Annotated in this window: 17 protein-coding genes and 1 pseudogene; all 18 read left to right on the top strand. The window is 67.2% G+C overall.

All coding sequences use genetic code 11. The annotated features are described in order from the left end of the window. Positions 1 to 88: 88 nt before the first annotated feature. The 18 genes and pseudogenes from MSG_RS06820 (at position 89) to MSG_RS06735 (ending at position 17,461) form a co-directional block, all read left to right on the top strand. The gene (locus MSG_RS06820; protein ID WP_096438202.1) at positions 89 to 1,192 is read left to right on the top strand and encodes a homogentisate 1,2-dioxygenase; all 1,104 of its coding nucleotides are present in this window, start codon (positions 89 to 91) and stop codon (positions 1,190 to 1,192) included. A gap of 19 nt (positions 1,193 to 1,211) precedes the next feature. After that, positions 1,212 to 2,399, top strand: coding sequence for an alpha/beta fold hydrolase (locus MSG_RS06815; RefSeq protein ID WP_232011181.1), 1,188 nt, complete (start codon positions 1,212 to 1,214; stop codon positions 2,397 to 2,399). Then, positions 2,396 to 3,601, top strand: a complete 1,206-nt coding sequence (locus tag MSG_RS06810; RefSeq protein ID WP_096438198.1) for a CaiB/BaiF CoA transferase family protein — start codon at positions 2,396 to 2,398, stop codon at positions 3,599 to 3,601. Before MSG_RS06815 ends, MSG_RS06810 begins: the two co-directional genes overlap by 4 nt. A gap of 48 nt (positions 3,602 to 3,649) precedes the next feature. After that, complete coding sequence (locus tag MSG_RS06805; RefSeq protein ID WP_096438196.1) at positions 3,650 to 4,552, top strand: hydroxymethylglutaryl-CoA lyase; 903 nt, start codon at positions 3,650 to 3,652, stop codon at positions 4,550 to 4,552. Beyond that, positions 4,552 to 5,175: a TetR/AcrR family transcriptional regulator gene (locus MSG_RS06800; protein WP_096438194.1), complete on the top strand. Its 624-nt coding sequence runs from the start codon at positions 4,552 to 4,554 to the stop codon at positions 5,173 to 5,175. Before MSG_RS06805 ends, MSG_RS06800 begins: the two co-directional genes overlap by 1 nt. An 8-nt stretch (positions 5,176 to 5,183) precedes the next feature. After that, positions 5,184 to 6,422 carry an acyl-CoA dehydrogenase family protein gene (locus MSG_RS06795; protein WP_096438192.1) on the top strand — a complete coding sequence of 413 codons (1,239 nt, stop codon included), beginning with the start codon at positions 5,184 to 5,186 and terminating at the stop codon, positions 6,420 to 6,422. Beyond that, positions 6,419 to 7,411 carry a phosphotransferase family protein gene (locus tag MSG_RS06790; protein ID WP_096438190.1) on the top strand — a complete coding sequence of 331 codons (993 nt, stop codon included), beginning with the start codon at positions 6,419 to 6,421 and terminating at the stop codon, positions 7,409 to 7,411. Before MSG_RS06795 ends, MSG_RS06790 begins: the two co-directional genes overlap by 4 nt. After that, positions 7,408 to 7,755, top strand: coding sequence for a DUF6285 domain-containing protein (locus MSG_RS06785; RefSeq protein ID WP_096438188.1), 348 nt, complete (start codon positions 7,408 to 7,410; stop codon positions 7,753 to 7,755). The genes MSG_RS06790 and MSG_RS06785 overlap by 4 nt, the downstream gene beginning before the upstream one ends. A gap of 10 nt (positions 7,756 to 7,765) precedes the next feature. Then, positions 7,766 to 8,197, top strand: coding sequence for a YceI family protein (locus tag MSG_RS06780; RefSeq protein ID WP_096438186.1), 432 nt, complete (start codon positions 7,766 to 7,768; stop codon positions 8,195 to 8,197). A gap of 29 nt (positions 8,198 to 8,226) precedes the next feature. Continuing rightward, positions 8,227 to 8,640, top strand: a complete 414-nt coding sequence (locus MSG_RS06775) for an Rv3143 family two-component system response regulator (protein WP_096438184.1) — start codon at positions 8,227 to 8,229, stop codon at positions 8,638 to 8,640. 69 nt (positions 8,641 to 8,709) lie between these two features. After that, a pseudogene (locus MSG_RS06770) lies at positions 8,710 to 9,684 on the top strand (MFS transporter); the annotation flags it as partial. Between the two features lie 250 nt (positions 9,685 to 9,934). Next, positions 9,935 to 10,312, top strand: a complete 378-nt coding sequence (locus MSG_RS06765) for an NADH-quinone oxidoreductase subunit A (RefSeq protein WP_096438180.1) — start codon at positions 9,935 to 9,937, stop codon at positions 10,310 to 10,312. Between the two features lie 8 nt (positions 10,313 to 10,320). Continuing rightward, on the top strand, positions 10,321 to 10,875 hold the full coding sequence (locus MSG_RS06760) for a NuoB/complex I 20 kDa subunit family protein (protein WP_096438178.1): 555 nt from the start codon (positions 10,321 to 10,323) through the stop codon (positions 10,873 to 10,875). Continuing rightward, positions 10,872 to 11,600 carry an NADH-quinone oxidoreductase subunit C gene (locus MSG_RS06755; RefSeq protein WP_096438176.1) on the top strand — a complete coding sequence of 243 codons (729 nt, stop codon included), beginning with the start codon at positions 10,872 to 10,874 and terminating at the stop codon, positions 11,598 to 11,600. The genes MSG_RS06760 and MSG_RS06755 overlap by 4 nt, the downstream gene beginning before the upstream one ends. Beyond that, entirely contained in the window at positions 11,600 to 12,928 is a 1,329-nt protein-coding gene (nuoD, locus tag MSG_RS06750; protein ID WP_096438175.1) for an NADH dehydrogenase (quinone) subunit D, read from the top strand. The genes MSG_RS06755 and nuoD overlap by 1 nt, the downstream gene beginning before the upstream one ends. Next, positions 12,925 to 13,707 carry an NADH-quinone oxidoreductase subunit NuoE gene (nuoE, locus tag MSG_RS06745; protein ID WP_096438173.1) on the top strand — a complete coding sequence of 261 codons (783 nt, stop codon included), beginning with the start codon at positions 12,925 to 12,927 and terminating at the stop codon, positions 13,705 to 13,707. Before nuoD ends, nuoE begins: the two co-directional genes overlap by 4 nt. Beyond that, positions 13,704 to 15,041, top strand: a complete 1,338-nt coding sequence (gene nuoF, locus MSG_RS06740) for an NADH-quinone oxidoreductase subunit NuoF (RefSeq protein ID WP_096438171.1) — start codon at positions 13,704 to 13,706, stop codon at positions 15,039 to 15,041. Before nuoE ends, nuoF begins: the two co-directional genes overlap by 4 nt. Beyond that, the gene (locus tag MSG_RS06735) at positions 15,038 to 17,461 is read left to right on the top strand and encodes an NADH-quinone oxidoreductase subunit G (RefSeq protein WP_096438169.1); all 2,424 of its coding nucleotides are present in this window, start codon (positions 15,038 to 15,040) and stop codon (positions 17,459 to 17,461) included. The genes nuoF and MSG_RS06735 overlap by 4 nt, the downstream gene beginning before the upstream one ends.

Genomic DNA, 17,461 nt, shown 5'->3' with positions numbered 1-17,461 from the left:
CGCGCCCTTGTGCGGTGCTAGAAAAGAAAGTAATGTTACTTTCATTTCTGTTCTCACCTCTATGCTCGCCGGAGCCCGGGAGTCATCCATGGAATCCTTTGTTCACCTGCGAAAAGGCAAAACACCGCGGCGCCTGCACGCCGACCTCGACGGTCTCAAGGACGACGAGCTCGGCCGCGGCGGATTCGCCGGCCGGACGGCCAACATCTACCGCCGCCACGACCCGACCGCTTACCGATCGGTCGGTCCGCTGCGCCCTGTCGACGTGCTGGCCAGCGAGCTCAAACCCAGCGACGCCAACGACGCCAACGGCGGGCCGCTGCTCATGTTCAGCAACGACGACTGCCGGATTTCGCTGAGCCGCCGCCACCAGCCGATGCCCTACTTCGCGCGGCACGTCGACGGGGACCTGCTCTGCTTCGTGCACGACGGCGCCGGCCTGCTGGAGACCGAATTCGGCCCGCTGCGCTACCGCGCCGGCGACTGGGTTTACATCCCCAAGGCGTGCACTTGGCGGCAGCTGCCGGACCGCGAGACCACGCTGCTGATGATCGAAGCCACCGACGAGTTCCGCGTCCCTCCCCCAGGCGTTTTGGGCCGGCACTTCCCGTTCGACCCGTCGCAGGCCGTCATTCCGGAACCGGCCCCGATCGACCCCGATCCATTCCACGACGGCCGCGACGAGTACGAGGTCCGGCTCATCCATGACGGCGGCCCGACCACGTTGTTCTACCAACACAATCCGCTCGACGTCGAAGGCTGGCGGGGCGACAACTTCGCCTTCACCTTCAACATCGACGACTACAACGTCGTCACCTCCGACAGCGTCCACCTGCCACCGACCGTCCACCTGTTCATGCAGGCCACCGGCGTCTACGTGATGAACTTCCTGCCCAAGCCCGCCGAGGGCGTGCCCGGCACCGAACGCACCCCCTGGTATCACCGCAACGTCGACTACGACGAGATCGCCTTCTTCCACGGCGGCTCGCTGTACGGCATCCCGATGCCGCCGGGCCTGATCTCGCATGCGCCGCAAGGGGTTCACCACGGCGCGCCGGAAAAGGCCCGCGAACGTGCGCGCCGCAAGTTCGATGAGCATTCGCGGGTCGACTGGCAGGTCATCGCCGTCGACACGCGCCGGCGGCTGACGCCGTCGGCCGAGGTGCTCGCCAACGAACTGGGACAACACTGAGATGGGGAGCGCACAGACGGTGAAACAAGCCGGCAAGCACGAATACGACCGGATTCCGTATCTTGTTGCGTTCCAGAACAATTCCGATGTCCGGGATGTGTACGGCGGGCTGGCCGAGATCACCGTGCTGGAAAGCTATCTGCTCAAGCCGAAGAACAAACCGTCGGACACCGTGCTGGTGTTCATGCACCCGATCGGCGGCGGCGCGTACCTGCCGATGATGAACGGGCTGGCTCGCGCCGGCCACCATGTCATCTACTGCAACAGCCGGTTCCGCGGCACCGATTCGGCGCTGTTGATGGAGAAGGTGGTCGAGGACCTCGGCGAGTGCATCAAAGACGCGAAGAACCGGCTGGGCTATCAGAAGGTCGTGCTAGCCGGCTGGAGCGGCGGCGGCTCGCTGTCGGTGCTCTACCAGCAGCAGGCTCAGCACGCGACGATTACCAGCAGCCCGTCCGGCGACGGTCCCGACCTGACCAAGCTGGAGCTGCCCGCCGCCGACGGCATCATGCTGCTGGCCGCACACATCAGCCGGCACGGCACGCTGACCGAATGGATGGACGCGTCGATCCTCGACGAATCCGATCCCACCAAGCGCGATCCCGAGCTCGACCTGTACAACCCGGACAACCCCAACCAACCGCCCTATACCGAGGAATTCCTGGAGCGGTACCGTCAGGCTCAGATCGACCGCAACCGGCGCATCACCGCCTGGGTGAGAGACAAGTTGGCCGAATTGAAGGCACAGGGACGCCCGCAAGACGAGTTCGGGTTCGTCGTGCACGGCACGATGGCCGACCCGCGCTGGCTGGATCCGGCCGTCGACCCCAACGAACGCAAGCCCGGCACCTGCTACCTGGGCGACCCGCAGGTGGTTAACAACGGCCCGGTCGGGCTAGCCCGGTTCTCCACGCTGCGCGGCTGGCTCTCGCAGTGGAGTTACGACGACGCCCGCGGCGACGGCGTGGAATGCGGGCGTGACATCGCGGTCCCGGCGCTGGTGATCGGGAATCTCGCAGACGACGCCTGCACCCCCAGCCACACCCGCCGACTGTTCGAGGCGATCGGGCACCCCGACAAGGAGATGCACGAAATCCACGGCGCTACACACTATTACGCGGGTCCCGACCAGCGCGACAAGCTGCGCGAGGCCATCGACATCGTGACCGACTGGCTGGTTCGACACGACTTCGCGAGCAGCGAATGACCCCATCGGGACCGCTGGACGGGATCCGGGTGCTCGAACTCGGCACCCTGATCGCGGGGCCGTTCGCCGGCCGGCTGCTCGGCGACATGGGCGCCGACGTCATCAAGGTGGAACCGCCGAACGCGCCCGACCCCCTGCGCACCTGGGGGCAGGCAGAGGTCGACGGGCACCATGTCTTCTGGACGGTGCATGCGCGCAACAAAAAAGCGATCACCCTCGACCTGCGCCGGCCACGCGGTCGCGAGCTGTTCCTCGAACTCGTCGACAAATCCGACATCATCGTCGAGAACTTCCGGCCCGGCACCTTGGAGAAGTGGGACCTGGGCTACGACGTGCTCAACGAACGCAATCCGCGTATCATCCTGGTTCGCGTCTCCGGCTACGGGCAGACCGGGCCCGACGCGCACAAGGCGGGCTATGCGTCGGTGGCCGAAGCCGCCAGCGGACTGCGCCACCTCAACGGCTTTCCCGGAGGGCCGCCGCCCCGGCTGGCGCTGTCGCTGGGTGACAGCCTGGCCGGCATGTTCGGCGCACAGGGCGCGCTAGCCGCCCTGTACCGCCGCAGCGTGACCGGTCACGGCCAAGTGGTCGACGTCGCGCTCACCGAATCATGCTTGGCCGTTCAGGAATCCACGATCCCCGACTACGACGTCGGCGGCGTGGTCCGCGGCCCATCGGGCACCCGCCTCGATGGCATAGCGCCGTCCAACATCTACCGCAGCGCCGACGACTCGTGGGTGGTGATCGCCGCCAACCAGGACACGGTCTTCGCCCGCCTGTGCAAGGCGATGGGCCGCCCGGAGCTGGCCGGCGACGACCGGTTCGTCACGCATACCGCCCGCGGCCGCAACCAAGACGAACTCGACAAGATCATCGCGGCCTGGGCCGCCGAACGCCAGCCCGGCGACATCGTCGAAACACTCAGTGCCGCAGGCGTGATCGCCGGCTCGATCAACACCGTGGCCGAGGTCGTCGCCGACCCGCAGCTGCGGGCCCGCGGCATGCTCGTCGAGCACCACGACGAACGCATCCAGCGTCCCGTGTTGGGGCCGGGCGTGGTGCCGGTGCTGTCGGAATCGCCCGGCGGCGTCCGCACCGCCGGGTCGGCATACCCGGGCCAACACAACACCGACGTCTATGTCGGCCTGTTGGGCAAGACCGCCGCAGAGCTCGACGAGCTCAAGGCCGAGGAGGTGCTCTGACGTGCACCGACGACGATGCAGAGCGAAGCGATGAGGAAGAGTGGTGCCATGACCCACGTCGACATCCGGGAGGTCGCGCTGCGCGACGGCCTGCAGATCGAAGCCCCAATCCCGTTGGCGGCCAAGCTGGAGCTGCTCGCGGCGGTGGCGGCCACCGGGGTGCGCGAGGTCGAGGTCACCGCGTTCGTGTCTCCGTCCAAGGTGCCGTCGATGGCCGATGCGGCCGAGGTCGCCGCCCACCTGCACGACTACCCCGACATCGAATTCTCGGCCCTGGTGGCCAGCCCCAACGGGGCCAAGCGGGCGGTCGCCGCGGGGCTGCGCGCCATCGAATACGTGGTGGCCGCCGACGACACGTTCAGCCAGAAGAACGTCGGGCGCACCAGCGCCGAGGCCACCGAGCAGATCGACGAGATCGTCGCGATTGCGCACGACGGCCCAGGCCCTGCAGTCGCCGTCGAGGTCGTCATCGCCACCGCGTGGGACTCCCCGTTCGAAGGTCCCACCCCGCCGCAGCGTGTGCTCGACATAGCGGCGACTGCCCGCGATCGCGGGGCCGACCGGCTGTCGATCGCCGACACGATCGGCACCACAACCCCGGGGCGCGTGAGTTCGCTGATCGCACATCTACTCCCGGTGATCGGCGACCTGCCGCTGGGCGGCCATTTCCACAACACCCGCGGCTCCGGGCTGGCCAGCGCGTACGCCGCGGTGAGTTCGGGGGTCACCCGGCTGGACTCGTCGGTCGGCGGCCTGGGTGGATGCCCGTTCGCGCCGGGGGCCACCGGCAACATCGCCACCGAGGATCTGGTCTACCTGCTGACCGACAGCGGCATCAACGTCGACGTCGACCTGCAGGGGGCCATCGCCGCGGCGGGCGTCGCGAAATCGCTGGTCGGTCACGAACTGCCGAGCGCACTGCTGCGCGCCGGCGACCGAATCCGGGCCTGATGCCGGCCGAACAGCTGACCGCCAAGGGCCGCCAGACCAGGCAGGCCATTGCGCAGGCCGCCCGTAAGCTGTTCGCCGAGCGTGGTTTTCACGGCACCAACTTGGCCGATATCACCTCGGCCGCCGGCAAGTCACCGGCGGTGTTCTACCGGTACTTCACCGACAAGGAAGACCTGCTGGCCGCGCTGGCGGAGTCGTTTCTGCACGACGTCGTGACACCGTCCGGGTTGCGCCTGCATCTGCCGGACTCTCCGGATGACGACGACTTCTTCGCGTCGGTGGTCAGCGGCTACTGGAACATGTTCAAGCAGCACATCGGCATCATGATCGCCGTCGCCCAACTCGCCGCGACCCAGCCGCGCTTCGCCGCAGTGCAGAACGAATTTCGCCGGTTCGGCATGGACATCGTGGCCGCATCGGTGCGCCGCGCCCAGGACCAGGGCTACGGAAGCGAGCTCAACCCGGAGCACACCGCGGCCGCCATCGCGCTGTTGTTCGAGAACTTCACCACCGTGTTCGTGGGCACCCACGGCCTCGATGTGCAAATCAGCGACCAGGACGCCATCGCGACCTTGTCGACGATCTGGAAGAAAACCCTCTACGGCAGCCTCCGCAGATCTTAGGAGAAGAAATGGATTTCACTCTGCCAGAACACCTTCCAGGAGTGCTCGCCGAGATGGACGCCTTCATCGAAGCCGAGATCAAGCCGCTGGAACGCGAGCACATCCAGTACTTCGACCAGCGTCGCGAGCATGCGCGCACCGACTGGGACAACGACGGCATCCCGACCCGCGAGTGGGAGGAGCTGCTCTCCGAGATGCGCCGGCGCGCCGACAAGGCGGGCTGGTTGCGCTACGGTTTGCCCGCGTCGCTCGGCGGGCGCGACGGCACCAATGTCGACATGGCCGTCATCCGGGAACACCTGGCGCACAAGGGCCTTGGCCTGCACAACGACCTGCAGAACGAGTCGTCGATCGTCGGCAACTTCCCCCAGGTGATCATGATGGAGCGCTTCGGCACCGACGCGCAGCGCCGGGACTGGTCCGAAGCGCTGATCACCGGGGAGCGCTCGATGGCGTTCGGACTCACCGAGCCGCAGCACGGGTCGGATGCGACCTGGCTGGAATCGGCCGCCACGCCCGACGGCGACGAGTGGGTGATCAACGGCTCCAAGCGATTCAACACCGGTGTGCATCGGGCCACCCACGACCTGATCTTCGCCCGCACCTCGGGTGAGCCCGGCGCGGCCCGTGGCATCACCGCTTTCCTGGTGCCCACCGACACACCCGGATTCGACGTCCCGTACTACTGGTGGACGTTCAACATGCCCACCGACCACGGCGAGGTCGAGCTGACCGACGTCCGAGTGCCCGCCGACGCGGTGCTCGGCGAGGTGGATCGCGGCCTCGAAGTCGCGCAAACCTTCTTGCACGAGAACCGGATTCGGCAGGCGGCCAGCAGCCTCGGTGCCGCCCAGTACTGCATCGACCGGGCCGCCGAATACGCCGGCAACCGTGTCGTCTTCGGCAAGCCGCTAGCGGTGAACCAGGCCGTCCAATGGCCGCTGGCCGAGCTGCAGACCGAGGCCCAGATGGTGCGGCTGCTGGTGCAATATGCCGCGTGGCATCTGGATCGCGACCATCACATGGAGGTCTCCGACAAGGTCTCGATGGCGAATTACCGTGCTAACCGGCTGGTTTGCGACGCGGCCGACCGCGCGATGCAGATCTACGGCGGTCTCGGCTACAGCCGCCACGAGCAGTTCGAGCACATCTACCGCCATCATCGCCGCTACCGGATCACCGAGGGCGCCGAAGAGATCCAGATTCGCCGGGTGGCCCAGCGGCTGTTCAAATTTGGCAAGAAGTGAGCGTCGACGAGGCAGAACTGGCCGCCAAGCTGGCCGCGGTGCTGGCGCCGGTCCTTGGCGCCGGCACCGCTGTGGACAAGCTGAAGGCACTGACCGGCGGCGCCAGCCGGACCACGCGGGCCTTCGAAGCCGTCAGCGGCGGACAACGCCGTTCGCTGATCCTGCGCACCGGGCCGCCCGACGAGGTGCACGCCGGCATGGAGCTGGAAGCCTGGGCTCAGGCCGCAGCGGCGGCAGCCGGCGCGCCGGTCCCACATATTCTCATAGCCGAGAATTCGACTGCGGCACTGGGTAATCCGTTCCTTGTCTGTGACGAGATCAAGGGCGAGACGATCGTGCGGCGGATCCAGCGCCAGTTCGACGGCGGTGCCGGAGACGTGGGTCGGGCCCACTTGCTACACCAATGCGCCCAGGCGCTCGCCGCCATCCATCGCGCCGCGGTGGACGGCCCAGGCCTGACCCACGAGGACCAACTCGACGAGTGGCGCGCTCGGCTCGACGCCATGAGTGATACGACGGCCATCTTCGAGTGGGGGTTTCGCTGGCTGGCCGCGCACCGGCCCCCGCAGTCGCCGGCCGTTCTGGTGCACGGCGACTTCCGGATGGGCAACCTCATCGTCGACGAATCCAACCTTGCCGCGGTGTTGGACTGGGAGCTGGTCCACGTCGGGCATGCCTATGAAGACCTGGCCTGGTTCTGCATCCGAGCGTGGCGGTTCGGTGCCCCGTCCGGTTTCGGCGCCGGCGGCCTGGGCAGCATCGAGAGTTTTCTGCTGGCCTACGAACAGGCCAGCGGGACTACCGTCGATCGGGTGGCGTTTCACTGGTGGCTGGTGCTGGCCACGCTGCGCTGGGGCGTCATCTGCCGCTTCCAGGCGCAGCGACATCTGAGCGGACAGTCCCGCTCGGTGGAACTGGCGGCCATCGGGCGCCGGGTCTGCGAGACGGAATGGGACCTGCTCGACCTGCTCGACGAGGCGCCGCGATGACGCCCGGCAATCCGTTGCACGGGCGGCCCACGGCGGCCGAACTGGTTGCGGCCGTGGCCGAATTCATCGAAGGCGACGTGCGAGAGGCGACGACCGGGCAGGTCAACTTCCACGCGCGGGTCGCCGCCAACGTGTTGCGCACCGTCGAACGCGAGCTGCTCGACGCCGGCCACGGGGAGGCCCGCGCGGCGTTGGCCGCCTTGGGTTTCGACGACGAGGCCACGCTGGCCGCCGCCATCCGGGACGGGCGGCTGGACGCCCGGGCCGCCGACGTCACCGCCTGTCTGCGCGCGCTGGTGCGACATCGACTAGCCGTGGCCCACCCCGGATACCACGCTCAGTAGAAGCCTTGCCATGTCCGCTGCTACCGCCGAGGTCACCGAGTTCAGCGGCGACGAGCAGCTCACCGGCAAAAGTGCGGTGTTCGGCCGTCTCGACATCCGGACCGCCTCGCTGGATACCGGCATCGGCCATCGAGACCGGCACCTGCGCTCGGCCGACTTCTTCGAAATCGAGCGCTTCGAGGAGATCAATGTCGTCGTGACCGCGGTGCACCCGAGCGAGGGCAGGTCCGGCGACCTTCGGGTCAACTTCACGATCAAGGGCATCACCGCGCTGTTACCGCTGCCCGCAGAAATCACCGAACTCGATGACGGCTCAATCCGGATCGAGGCGAAAACCCAGGTGAACCGGACCCAGTTCGACCTGGACTGGAACAAGTTCGGCATTATCGGCCCGACCGCGACGGCAGCAGCGAACCTCGTGTTCACGCGGTCGCCAGGGTAATTCGCGCGCGACGCAGTACCATCTGCACCGTGCCCGCCTCCAGCCCCGAATCCAGCGTTGCCCTGCGGATCCTCGTCTACAGCAGCAACGTGCAAACCCGCGAACGCGTGAAGCGGGCCCTCGGCAAACAGCTCGCTCCCGATCTGCCGAAGCTGAGCTACGTTGAGGTAGCCACCGGCCCGATGGTCATACGCACGATGGATCAGGGCGGCATCGACCTGGCCATCCTGGACGGCGAGGCCTCCCCGACCGGCGGCATGGGAATCGCCAAACAGCTCAAAGACGAACTTGAGACCTGTCCGCCGCTGGTCGTTCTCACCGGCCGTCCCGACGACGCCTGGCTGGCCACCTGGTCACGTGCCGAGGCCGCGGTGCCGCACCCCATCGACCCCATCGTGCTGGGCAAGACAGTGCTGGGCCTGCTCCGCGCGCCGGTTCGCTAATACGACCGGGCCTCGCGCACCGTGGGTGGAGACCAAGCGACGCCCACGAGACGTATCGCGATCGCGTGCATGGTCGGCACCGCCGTCGAGTTCTACGATTTTTATATTTATGGAACCGCGGCGGCACTGGCCTTTCCCACCGTGTTTTTCCCAAACCTGAGCCCCGCGCTGGGCACGGTCGCCTCGATGGGCTCCTTCGGCACCGCCTTTGTCTCCCGCCCGCTCGGCGCGGCGGTCTTCGGGCATTTCGGCGACCGCATGGGCCGCAAGAAGACCTTGGTTGCAACGCTGTCGATCATGGGCCTGTCCACCGTGGCGGTGGGGCTGATTCCCAGCGCCGCGGCGATCGGCATCGCCGCACCTCTGCTGGTGCTCATCCTGCGGCTGTTGCAGGGGTTCGCGGTCGGCGGTGAGTGGGCGGGATCGGCCTTGCTGGGCGCCGAATCCGCACCTGCCGACAAACGCGGCCAGTTCGGCATGTTCACTCCGCTCGGGGTCGGAGTTGCGCTAGTGCTGACCAGCTTGACCTTTCTCCTGGTCAACATCACCATCGGCCAAACTAGCCACGCATTTGCCCAATGGGGTTGGCGGGTGCCGTTCCTGCTGAGCGCAGTGCTCATCGCGATTGCTCTCTATGTGCGGATCAACATCGGCGAGACCCCGGTGTTCACGGCCCAACGAGCGCAATCACGGGCGCCGATCGCCGAGGCCATCCGGCACCAGCCCGGTTACATCGTGCTGGCTTCCGGCAGCGTCGTCGCCGTGTTCTGTTTTGTGTTCATGGGCGGCACCTACCTCGCCAGCTACGCGCACAGCCGCCTGGCACTTTCGTCGAACGCCGTCTTATGGGCCGGGTTATCGGGTGGCGTCGCGTGGACCGCGGTGGTGCCGTTGTCGGCGCGGATGTCGGACCGATTCGGGCGCCGGCCCGTCATCCTCAGCGGTTGGATCCTGGGCTTGCCCTGGTCGCTGGCGATCATCCCGCTGATCGAAACCCGCGATGCCGTGCTGTTTGCGGTGGCCATCATCGGCATCTACGCGCTCGACGCCAACCAACGCCGGCCCGTAACGGCACCGCCGAGGTGAGCTATCCCGGTACCACTGTCGCGCCGATTTATGGGACTCGCGTGGCTCGCAATGATGGATGCGTCACGAAAATCCACCCCGGGCAAGCGCGTCGAGGTCTACGACGCTATGTTGAAGATCACTGTGACGGGCCCCAGCCAGGCTCATCACAGCAGCCCGGTACCGCCTGGCCGCTGCAGGCGGCTCGTACGACGGATCTTGGAGCGAGTTGAACGTCTACATACCCATCCTGGTGCTGGGAGCAATCGGGGCCGCTTTTGCCGTAGGCTCGGTCGGCATCGCGAGCATCGCCGGCCCGTCGCGGTACAACAAGTCGAAGCTGGCGGCCTACGAGTGTGGCATCGAGCCCACCGCGACCCCGGTGAGCGGTCCGCACGCGACGCCCGGCCAACGGTTTCCGGTGAAGTACTACCTGACCGCGATGCTGTTCATCGTGTTCGACATCGAGATCGTCTTCTTGTACCCCTGGGCGGTGAGCTACGACGCGCTGGGCACATTCGCTCTGGTCGAAATGGTCATATTCATGCTCACGGTCTTCGTGGCGTACGCCTATGTGTGGCGCCGCGGCGGCCTGACGTGGGATTGAGGTAAGACGTGGGCCTGGAAGAACAGCTGCCAGCGGGCATATTGCTGGGAACTGTCGAGAAGATCGCCGGCTATGTCCGCAAGAACTCGCTGTGGCCCGCGACGTTCGGGCTGGCGTGCTGCGCGATCGAGATGATGGCAACGGCGGGGCCAAGGTTCGACATCGCCCGGTTCGGCATGGAGCGATTCTCGGCAACACCGCGGCAGGCCGATCTGATGATCGTGGCCGGGCGGGTCAGCCAGAAGATGGCTCCGGTACTGCGCCAGATCTACGACCAGATGGCCGAGCCGAAGTGGGTGCTGGCCATGGGCGTGTGCGCCTCGTCCGGCGGCATGTTCAACAACTACGCGATCGTGCAGGGCGTCGACCATGTCGTTCCGGTCGACATCTACCTGCCCGGCTGTCCGCCCCGCCCGGAGATGTTGTTGCACGCAATTCTCAAGCTGCACGAGAAGATTCAGGAAATGCCGCTCGGCGTCAACCGCGAGGAGGCGATTTCCGAAGCCGAGCAGGCGGCGCTGACCGCCAGGCCCACGATCGAAATGCGTGGACTGCTGCGATGAGTTCGCCCGACCACGACCCGAAGGTAGCGGCCAGCGAGGTGGGTGGATCCATTCCCGGCGCCGACGAGGAAGTAATCAACGTCCGCCGAGGCATGTTCGGCGTCACCGGCACCGGCGACACCTCCGGATACGGGCGGCTGGTGCGCGAGGTCACCCTGCCCGGCAGCAGCCCCCGGCCCTACGGCCGCTACTTCGACGACATCGCCGACCGGCTGGCCGAGGCACTGACGGGCCACGACATCGACTTCGACGATGCGATCGAGAAAGTCGTCGTCGACCGCGACGAGCTTACCCTGCACGTGCGCCGCGAACTGCTGCCGCAGGTTGCCCAACGGTTGCGCGACGAGCCGGAACTGCGCTTCGAGATGTGCCTGGGCGTCAGCGGGGTGCACTACCCGAACGAAACCGGCCGCGAGCTGCACGCCGTCTACCCCCTGCAGTCGATCACGCACAATCGCCGGCTTCGGCTGGAAGTGTCTGCGCCGGACGACGATCCGCACATCCCGTCGCTGTACGGCGTGTACCCGACCAACGACTGGCACGAGCGCGAAACCTACGACTTCTTCGGGATCATCTTCGACGGACACCCGGCGCTGACCCGAATCGAGATGCCCGACGATTGGCACGGGCATCCGCAGCGCAAGGACTATCCACTCGGCGGCATCCCGGTCGAATACAAGGGCGCGCAGATACCCCCGCCCAACGAGCGGAGGGGTTACAACTAATGAGCACTACCCAAGAGTCGACGCACAATGGTGGCGCCGCCGAGACCGTCCTGGTCGCCGGCGGCCAGGACTGGGAAGAGATCGTCCAGGCCGCGCGCGACGCGGATCCCGGCGAACGCATCGTCGTCAACATGGGCCCGCAGCACCCGTCCACCCATGGCGTGTTGCGGCTGATCCTCGAGATCGAGGGCGAGACGGTCACCGAGGCCCGGTGCGCGATCGGCTACCTGCACACCGGAATCGAGAAAAACCTCGAATACCGTTACTGGACGCAGGGTGTCACGTTCGTTACCCGGATGGACTACCTGTCACCGTTCTTCAACGAGACGGTGTACTGCCTGGGCGTCGAGAAGCTGCTCGGCATCACCGACGAGATTCCCGAGCGCGTCAACGTCATTCGGGTGATGATGATGGAGCTCAACCGTATTTCGTCACACCTGGTGGCGCTGGCGACCGGCGGCATGGAGCTGGGCGCCATGACTCCGATGTTCGTCGGCTTCCGGGCCCGCGAGATCGTGCTCACGCTGTTCGAGTCGATCACCGGGCTGCGGATGAACAGCGCCTACATCCGGCCGGGCGGCGTGGCGCAGGACCTGCCGCCGGGCGCCAAGGACGAAATCGCCAACGCGCTCAAGGAATTGCGCCAGCCGCTGCGCGAAATGGGCGACCTGCTCAACGAGAACGCCATCTGGAAGGCCCGCACCGAGGACGTCGGGTACCTGGACCTAACCGGCTGTATGGCGCTGGGCATCACCGGGCCGATCCTGCGTTCCACGGGCCTACCGCACGACCTTCGCAAAAGCGAACCGTACTGCGGTTACCAGAACTACGATTTCGACGTCATCACCGATGACGGTTGTGATGCCTACGGGCGCTACATCATTCGCGTCAAAGAGATGTGGGAGTCGGTCAAGATCGTGGAGCAGTGTCTGGACAAACTGCAGCCGGGGCCGACCATGGTCGAGGACCGCAAGATCGCCTGGCCCGCGGATTTGAAGGTGGGCCCGGACGGGATGGGCAATTCACCCGAGCACATCGCCAAGATCATGAGTGGCTCGATGGAGGCCCTGATCCACCACTTCAAGTTGGTCACCGAGGGCATCCGGGTGCCGGCGGGCCAGGTCTACGCGGCGGTCGAATCCCCGCGCGGCGAACTCGGCGTGCACATGGTCAGCGACGGCGGTACCCGCCCCTACCGCGTGCACTACCGGGATCCCTCCTTCACCAATCTGCAGTCGGTCGCCGCGATGTCGGAGGGCGGGCTGGTCGCCGACCTCATCACCGCAGTCGCCAGCATCGACCCCGTGATGGGCGGGGTGGACCGATGACGGAACCCCACGTAAGCGGCAGCGGCGAGCGGGTCTTCCTCCGGCTGGGCCCGCCGCCCGAGGAACCCAACCAGTTCGTGGTCGAGGGGGCTCCGCAGAGCTATCCGCCCGATGTCCGGGCGCGGCTGGAGCTCGACGCCAAGGAGATCATCGCTCGCTATCCCAACAAGCGCTCGGCGCTGCTGCCGCTGCTGCACCTGGTGCAGTCCGAGGACTCGTACCTGACGCCGGCCGGACTCGAATTCTGCGGTGAGCTACTGGGATTGACCGGCGCCGAGGTATCGGCCGTAGGCAGCTTCTACACCATGTACCGCCGCGGCCCCACGGGTGACTACCTGGTCGGTGTCTGCACCAACACGCTGTGCGCCGTGATGGGTGGCGACGCGATATTCGCCGATCTCAAAGAGCATCTCGGCATCGGCAACGACGAGACGACCGGCGACGGGGCCATCACCCTGCAGCACATCGAATGCAACGCCGCGTGCGATTTCGCACCGGTGCTGATGGTCAACTGGGAATTCTTCGACAACCAAACCCCGGAATCGGCGCGCGAACTCGTCGATTCGCTGCGCACCGGCGAACCGAAGGCCCCCACCCGCGGCCTTCCGCTGTGCACCTTCAAGCAGACCTCGCGCATTCTGTCCGGCCTGCCCGACGAGCGGCCCGACGAGGGCCAAGGTGGCGCAGGCGCGGCCACTCTCGCCGGCTTGCGGGTGGCGCAGGAACAGAACATGCAGGCCCCCGATCCTGCCGACGCGGCTCCGGAGAACAAGTCATGACTACACCGCTGACGCCGGTCATCAGCCGCTACTGGGACGACCCGCAATCGTTCACGCTGGCGACTTATCAGCGCCACGACGGCTACGCGGCACTGCAGAAGGCGCTGAAGATGGAGCCCGACGCGGTGATCGGGGCAGTGAAGGATTCGGGACTGCGGGGCCGCGGCGGCGCCGGCTTCTCGACCGGAACGAAGTGGTCGTTCATCCCGCAGGGCGATTCCGGGCCGGCCGCCAAGCCGCACTACCTGGTGGTCAACGCCGACGAGTCGGAACCCGGTACGTGCAAAGACATCCCGCTGATGCTGGCCACGCCCCACCTGCTGGTGGAGGGCGCCATCATCGCGTCTTACGCCATCCGGGCCAGCCACGCCTTCATCTACGTGCGCGGCGAGGTGGTGCCGGTGCTGCGCCGGCTGCAGAACGCGGTGGCCGAGGCTTACGCCGCGGGCTTTCTGGGCCGCGACATCCTGGGCTCCGGCTATGACCTGGAATTGGTGGTGCACGCGGGCGCGGGCGCCTACATCTGCGGCGAGGAAACCGCGCTGCTGGAGGGTCTGGAGGGCCGGCGCGGCCAACCGCGGCTGCGGCCCCCCTTCCCCGCGGTCGCCGGCCTCTACGGCTGCCCCACGGTGATCAACAACGTCGAGACCATCGCCAGCGTGCCGCCGATCATCCTCAACGGCGTCGACTGGTTCCGGTCGATGGGCACCGAGAAATCGCCCGGCTTCACGCTGTATTCGCTGTCCGGCCACGTCACCAACCCGGGTCAGTACGAGGCCCCGCTGGGCATCACGCTGCGCGAGCTGCTCAACTACGCCGGCGGGGTGCGGGCCGGGCATCGGCTCAAGTTCTGGACCCCCGGGGGCTCGTCGACTCCGCTGCTCACCGACGAACATCTGGACATACCACTGGATTACGAGGGAGTCGGCGCGGCTGGCTCGATGCTGGGCACCAAGGCCCTGGAGATCTTCGACGAGACCACCTGCGTGGTGCGCGCGGTGCAGCGCTGGACCGACTTCTACCGCCACGAATCGTGCGGCAAATGCACGCCGTGCCGCGAAGGCACCTTCTGGCTCAGCCAGATCTACGAGCGCCTGGAATCCGGCCGCGGCACCACCGAGGATCTCGAGAAGCTGCTCGACATCTCCGATGCCATCCTCGGAAAGTCGTTCTGCGCGTTGGGCGACGGCGCTGCCAGCCCGGTGATGTCGTCCATCAAGCACTTCCGCGACGAGTACATCGCCCACGTCGAAGGTGGCGGGTGCCCGTTCGACCCCCGCGACTCGATGTTGACCAGTCAGCGCGACAGCGTGAAAGGGACGACAGCCCCATGACTTCTGTTTCGGATGCGGCCAAGCCTGCGGCCGGCGACCAGCGGCCGCCGGACATGGTGACGCTGACCATCGACGGAGCCGAAATCAGTGTTCCCAAGGGAACTCTGGTGATCCGGGCGGCCGAGCTGATAGGCATCCAAATCCCGCGGTTCTGCGACCACCCGTTGCTGGACCCGGTCGGCGCATGCCGGCAGTGCATGGTCGAGGTCGAGGGACAGCGCAAGCCCATGGCGTCGTGCACCATCGTGTGCACCGACGACATGGTGGTGCACACCCAGCTGACCTCGGAGGCCGCCGACAAGGCCCAGCACGGCGTGATGGAGCTGCTGCTGATCAACCATCCGCTGGACTGTCCGATGTGCGACAAGGGCGGTGAATGCCCGCTGCAGAACCAGGCGATGTCCAACGGCCGTACCGATTCTCGCTTCGAAGACGTCAAGCGCACTTTCGCCAAGCCGATCAACATCTCCTCGCAGGTCCTGCTCGACCGCGAACGCTGCATCCTGTGCGCCCGCTGCACGCGGTTCTCCGACCAGATCGCCGGGGACCCGTTCATCGACATGCAGGAGCGCGGCGCGCTGCAGCAGGTCGGTATCTATGCCAACGAGCCGTTCGAGTCGTACTTCTCCGGCAACACCGTGCAGATCTGCCCGGTAGGCGCGCTGACCGGGACCGCCTACCGCTTCCGGGCCCGCCCGTTCGACCTGGTGTCGAGCCCCAGCGTCTGCGAGCACTGCGCCGGCGGGTGCGCCGAGCGTACCGACCACCGCCGCGGCAAGGTGCTGCGTCGGCTCGCCGGCGACGACCCCGAGGTCAACGAGGAGTGGAACTGCGACAAGGGCCGGTGGGCCTTCCGCTACGCCACCCAGCCAGACGTCATCACCACTCCCCTGATCCGCGACGCCGACGGTCAGCTGACGCCGGCGTCCTGGTCGCACGCGATCGCCGTCGCCGTCGCCGGGCTGGAGACGGCCCGCGAACGAGCGGGCGTGCTGGTCGGCGGCCGGGTCACCTGGGAAGACGCCTACGCGTACTCGAAGTTCGCCCGAATCTTGTTGGATAGCAACGATATCGACTTCCGGGCCCGCCCCTACTCCGCCGAGGAGGCCGACTTCCTGGCGGCCCGGGTCGCCGGCCGGCCGCTGACCGTCAGCTATGCCGACCTGGAATCGGCGCCGGTGGTATTGCTGGCCGGCCTGGAGCCCGAGGAAGAGGCGCCCATCGTGTTCCTGCGGCTGCGCAAGGCGGCCCGCAAGCGCAACCTTCCGGTGCACTCGATCGCCCCGTTCGCCACCCGCGGGCTGCAGAAGATGTTCGGCACGCTGATCAAGACCGCTCCCGGCGCGGAGCCGGCGGCGCTGGACGGACTGGCCGACGGCGAGATCGCCGAACTGCTGTCTCGCCCCGGTGCGGTGATCATGGTCGGGGAACGACTGGCCACGGTGCCGGGCGGCTTGTCCGCCGCGGCCCGGCTCGCCGACGCCACCGGGGCCCGGCTGGCGTGGGTGCCGCGCCGCGCCGGCGAACGCGGCGCGCTGGAAGCCGGCGCGCTTCCGGGACTGCTGCCGGGCGGCCGTCCGGTCGCCGACGAATCGGCGCGCGCACAGGTCGCCGCGGCGTGGAACGTAGACGAGTTGCCCACCACACCGGGGCGCGACGCCGGCGGCATCCTGGCCGCCGCCACCGACGGCACGCTGGGGGCGCTACTGATCGGCGGGATCGAGCCGGCCGACTTCGCCGACCCGGCCGCGGTGCTGGCCGCGGTGGACGCCGCAAAGTTCGTGATCAGCCTGGAGTTGCGGCACAGCGAGGTCACCGAGCGCGCCGACGTGGTGTTCCCCGTCGCGCCGACCACGCAGAAGGCCGGGGCATTCATCAACTGGGAGGGCCGATTCCGGCCATTCGAGCCCGCTCTGCACGGCACCACCCAGCAGGCTTCCCAGTCGGACCACCTGGTACTCGACGCGCTCGCCGACGAGATGGGCGTCTATCTGGGGATGGCCGACGTCGCCGCGGCCCGCGAGGAAATGTCCGCGCTGGGCATCTGGGACGGCGAATACGCCGCCGCGCCAACGGTGGCGGCCGGTGAGCCCGCCCAACCCGGCACCGGTGAAGCGGTGCTGGCCGGCTGGCGGATGCTGCTCGACAACGGCCGCCTGCAAGACGGCGAACCGTATCTGGCCGGGACCGCGCATGCGGTCGTGGCGCGGCTGTCGGCCGACACGGCGGCGGAGATCGGCGCCGCTGACGGTGACGCGGTGACCGTCAGCACGTCGAAGGGCTCGATCACGTTGCCGCTGGCCGTGACCGACATGCCCGACCGGGTGGTGTGGTTGCCGCTGAACTCGGCGGGATCGGCAGTGCATACCGATCTCGGCGTCACCGTCGGCGAGGTTGTGCGAATTGGAGTGGGCTCATGA

This window comes from Mycobacterium shigaense, assembly GCF_002356315.1.
In the GTDB taxonomy this organism is placed as follows: Bacteria; Actinomycetota; Actinomycetes; order Mycobacteriales; family Mycobacteriaceae; genus Mycobacterium; species Mycobacterium shigaense.
The sequence above is the reverse complement of the archived record's forward strand: the minus strand, read 5'-3'. Positions and strand labels throughout refer to the sequence as shown.